General features: G+C 40.1%; 3 protein-coding genes. 1 reads left to right on the forward strand and 2 read right to left on the reverse strand.

The window, feature by feature from the left end; all coding sequences use genetic code 11:
• The coding region (locus RAC86_RS36590; RefSeq protein ID WP_377886772.1) for an immunity 22 family protein at nucleotides 1-362 on the reverse strand (362 nt) is incomplete at its 3' end.
• Between the two features lie 12 nt (nucleotides 363-374).
• Nucleotides 375-2,261 (reverse strand): ribonuclease YeeF family protein, encoded by a 1,887-nt coding sequence (locus RAC86_RS36595; protein WP_377886773.1) that lies wholly within the window; start codon nucleotides 2,259-2,261, stop codon nucleotides 375-377.
• 211 nt (nucleotides 2,262-2,472) lie between these two features.
• Between RAC86_RS36595 and RAC86_RS36600 the strand changes: the two genes are divergently transcribed.
• The gene (locus RAC86_RS36600) at nucleotides 2,473-3,489 is read left to right on the forward strand and encodes a hypothetical protein (RefSeq protein ID WP_377886774.1); all 1,017 of its coding nucleotides are present in this window, start codon (nucleotides 2,473-2,475) and stop codon (nucleotides 3,487-3,489) included.
• The last annotated feature ends 119 nt before the right edge of the window (nucleotides 3,490-3,608 follow it).

A 3,608-nucleotide genomic window follows, 5' to 3' on the forward strand; every position in this document is an offset into this window, starting at 1 on the left:
GAATAGTTTTTATCGTTTATTGCTTTCTCCCTGCCGTCATATTCAAAATTATATAAAAGAACAGCAGCATTGATGTGTTCAGGAATTGCGGTACCTACTATGTTCTCAAATCGAGGTAAGATGACACTATCGTACGAACAGCCGCCAATTAGTTCAGATAAATTATTACAATTTTTTTCATGTGCAACTTTTTCTATAAAATCTTCATCTAATTCATCTATATCTATATCAAAATCAATTAAAAATTGGGAAGGAAGAAAATCACCTTCATCCTCATTGTAATCTAATTCAACATATTTACTTAATGATTCATCATCATTTATACTTCCAATCCACAATGATACGAAATTTTGACGTTCCATATTAACCTCCTATTATTTAGTCCTTAATCCTTCTGGCAGTGCTGCCGCTCCACCTTTTAGCCTATAGTTCGCCCAATTATTTAATCTTCGGACAAACATATTATAGTTTAAGGATGAATCAATAATTCCTAGCAATTCATTATGAGCAGCGGTTGAACCCAATCCTCCGTGTTTACCAACTGGATTCACAAACTCGACTTTGTTTATGGCAGTTCTTAAATCTCTAATTTGTTCAGCTGTAACTCCCCAATGTTTGAAAGTAGGGGCCCGAGAAACTAAATGCCATTCGTGCATGCCGCCGGGTGCTCTCAATTGTCTTTCAATTGCTCTTCTAACTTTCTTATCTGTCCAAAGCTCATCAAGTTGCTTCGTTGTTAATGAGTTGAACCAATTATTAAATTCACCACTTTTTACTGTAGGAATTATTGTTTTTCTAGGTTTCTTTATGTTCTGTGTTTTTCTTTCAGTTTTTTGCAATGCATTTGATTTCTGTTCTTCAATTTCTTTTTTCAGAAGCGATGTATTCTTTACATTATGCGTATTCTCAATATCCTGAGCAATCCCTGCAAAAGCGACTTGATTTTTACCTTTTAAAGCACTGCTGAAATCTTTTGTTTTCTGGATTCCTGTCTTTACATGTTTAGTAGTAGCTTTTTCTCCAGCTTCAAGCACTTTATCGATTTTGGCAGCACCTGCTTTACCAAGTTTACTTGTTACTTTCACAACAGAGCCAGCACCTTTTAGTCCGACGAGGCTCCCGACCACATAGGTAATATAATGAGATCGTGAGTATGCATCACCGTTAACCATTTTATCATTCCATGAATCTGCTATGTTTGTCCATATGATTTTTGCATAAGAAGGTGTCTTCAATACAGTTGAAATTGTTTTGGCTAATTTTTGTTCTTCGGAGAGCTGGGAAAACTCCCACGCTCCGACAGCTAAATCTTTAACACCAGTCACAGTATCCTTAGCGACATCGTAGAGACCGACTCCAACTCCTTTCAGAACTTCCCATGTGGTTTCACCAACTTCTTCGAGCTGTTTTGCTTGCTCAAGCTGCACCACATACTGTAACTGTGCAGGCTCAAGGTTCTCATACCCAATCTTCTTCGCAATTTCTAAATATTCATCAGGGTCAGATACCCCATCCGCAAGCTTTTTCTTCAATTTTTCAATCTCGCGTTCCTTCGCTTCCTCTTTCTTAATCTTCAAGTAAGCATCCGTCCGCTTTTCAATGTCGCCTTTTTTCTTATGTATGTCACTCTCACGGTACGCCTTGGCGTTGTAGTGGATGGGAGTTGCGTTTTTGCCTTTTCCCGTTGCGTCTTGGAGCTTTTGGAAGTCGGACTTGATGAATTGTTCGTTTGGTTCTGACAGGGCATATTCTGTCTTCAGGTCTTCGTCCAGAGCGTCCAATTTTTCCAGTGTTTTTTTGCGTTTGTCGTTGGCATCAGCCAGCTCGTCTTTAAAGGTTTCTGTTGAAAACAGGTCGAGCGGGAGGATGTCGTTGATATCGTGCAGGATGTCTTTCATCGCTTTTTTCTGTTCGGACATGATGGACTTTGATTTTTTATGGGCATTTGCCAGTTCGTGCTCCAGGAAGGATTCTTCGATGTATGCGTCTGAGAGGCCTTTGTCTTCGGCGGCTCCGGCGATGCTGTTGAAAAATGCGATTTTCATGTCAATATAGTCGATCCATTGGTCGGTGACGCCGACGTGGTCGTGATAGAATGCCTTGATGTTGCTGGCGCCTTTTCCTGAAAATTCGCTGTCACTGAGATCAACGACGCTTTTTAACGCTTTTCTCAAGTTGACCATTTGCGTTCTTAGTTCTTTGTACTCTTTCGCACGGTCTGTCGCTTCCGAAAGCAGTGTTTTCGCTTCAAATACTTTCATGACCATTTCCCTTCTTTTGTTCGCTCAATATCAAAATTTTACCACGGAGCGGGATGAGGGTGGGGTGAGAACGTGTTTTGGTGGAAAAATGAGTCATTTGGCATGTGTCTTTATTCGTGGAGGGATTGGCGGAAACATGGTCGAAATGATATTGATTGCTACACATTTTTTGGAAGTTTGTATTCTATATTGTTTTTTAAGGAGCATGTTGATGACGAAAAAACGGATTACATTTGGTTTATTAGTTTTAATGGTATGTGTCATCCTGTTTGTTCTGTCTGTTCAGTTACGCAATAAAGACAGTATTCCTGTCCAATCTTCCGCCATCCACCCCGAAGAAGACCGCATCTTTTTTATCTACTCCAATCCTTTCATAAAAGAAAGCGTGCTGGTTTCAACCTCTACAGGCGAACGGTTTAACAGGCGTACGTTTAAGGTGGCGGATGTTCCTTATATTCAAATGAAGTCATACAAATCCACAGACCTTGTATTATTGGCGGAACACGAGCCTTTTTACTACACGCTGGAGAAGGATGCGATCAAAGAGCATCCGCTTTCAGATCCATTTGCGTTTTGGCATGAGGGGAAGGATGTGTCTGTTAAGGCCTATAATGTTGATACGACGGGGAATGAGATCCGCATAAATGATAAAAAAATGAAGAAGGAATATACCCTTACCTTGCCTTCGCTTGTCACGATGGGGGCCAGTGATGAGAACTATATTTATATCATTCAAAGCATGGCTATTTACGTGATTGACAGAAAAACAGAGGAAATGATTGAGACCCTGAGCTTAGCCTCATACGCTGATCAATTCGCAGACTCGAAGGAATTTATTGTTGCGAGCTCGGAGCATGAATTGACTGTGATTGAAAAAGGGACATGGAAGGCGACATATATTCCGTATCCTGACGACCTTGAATATGCAGATACAGTGTACTATGACAAAGAAAGCGGCAGTTTTTACGTGGCGTACGAGGACAAAGAGGATGAAGCAAACTTGCTGGAATATGGGGAGGATTTTTCTTTTCACACATACAGCTTGACATTCCCTTATATGGAGGCGAAGTTCAAGGGGAATCAACTGTATATTCTTACCCAGGAAGAGCATAAAAAGGGCATTGGCGGGTATGTAGGTGTGTTTGATATCCATTCTAAGAAGATGCTTTATCAGTTTGATTTGCCTGAGGAACGGGTGAAGATGCAGGGTTTTGTAGTGGTTGATTAGACTTCATAGCTGTAATCTTGAATCAACTCATATGTAACGAGGTGAGTAAATTAATCAAATGTCCTTTTGCTTAATAATAGAATTTATTAAAACTTCAGATTGAAAGCATTTACTAGGAA

The sequence above is a fragment of the Bacillus sp. LR_5 genome, assembly GCF_042709275.1.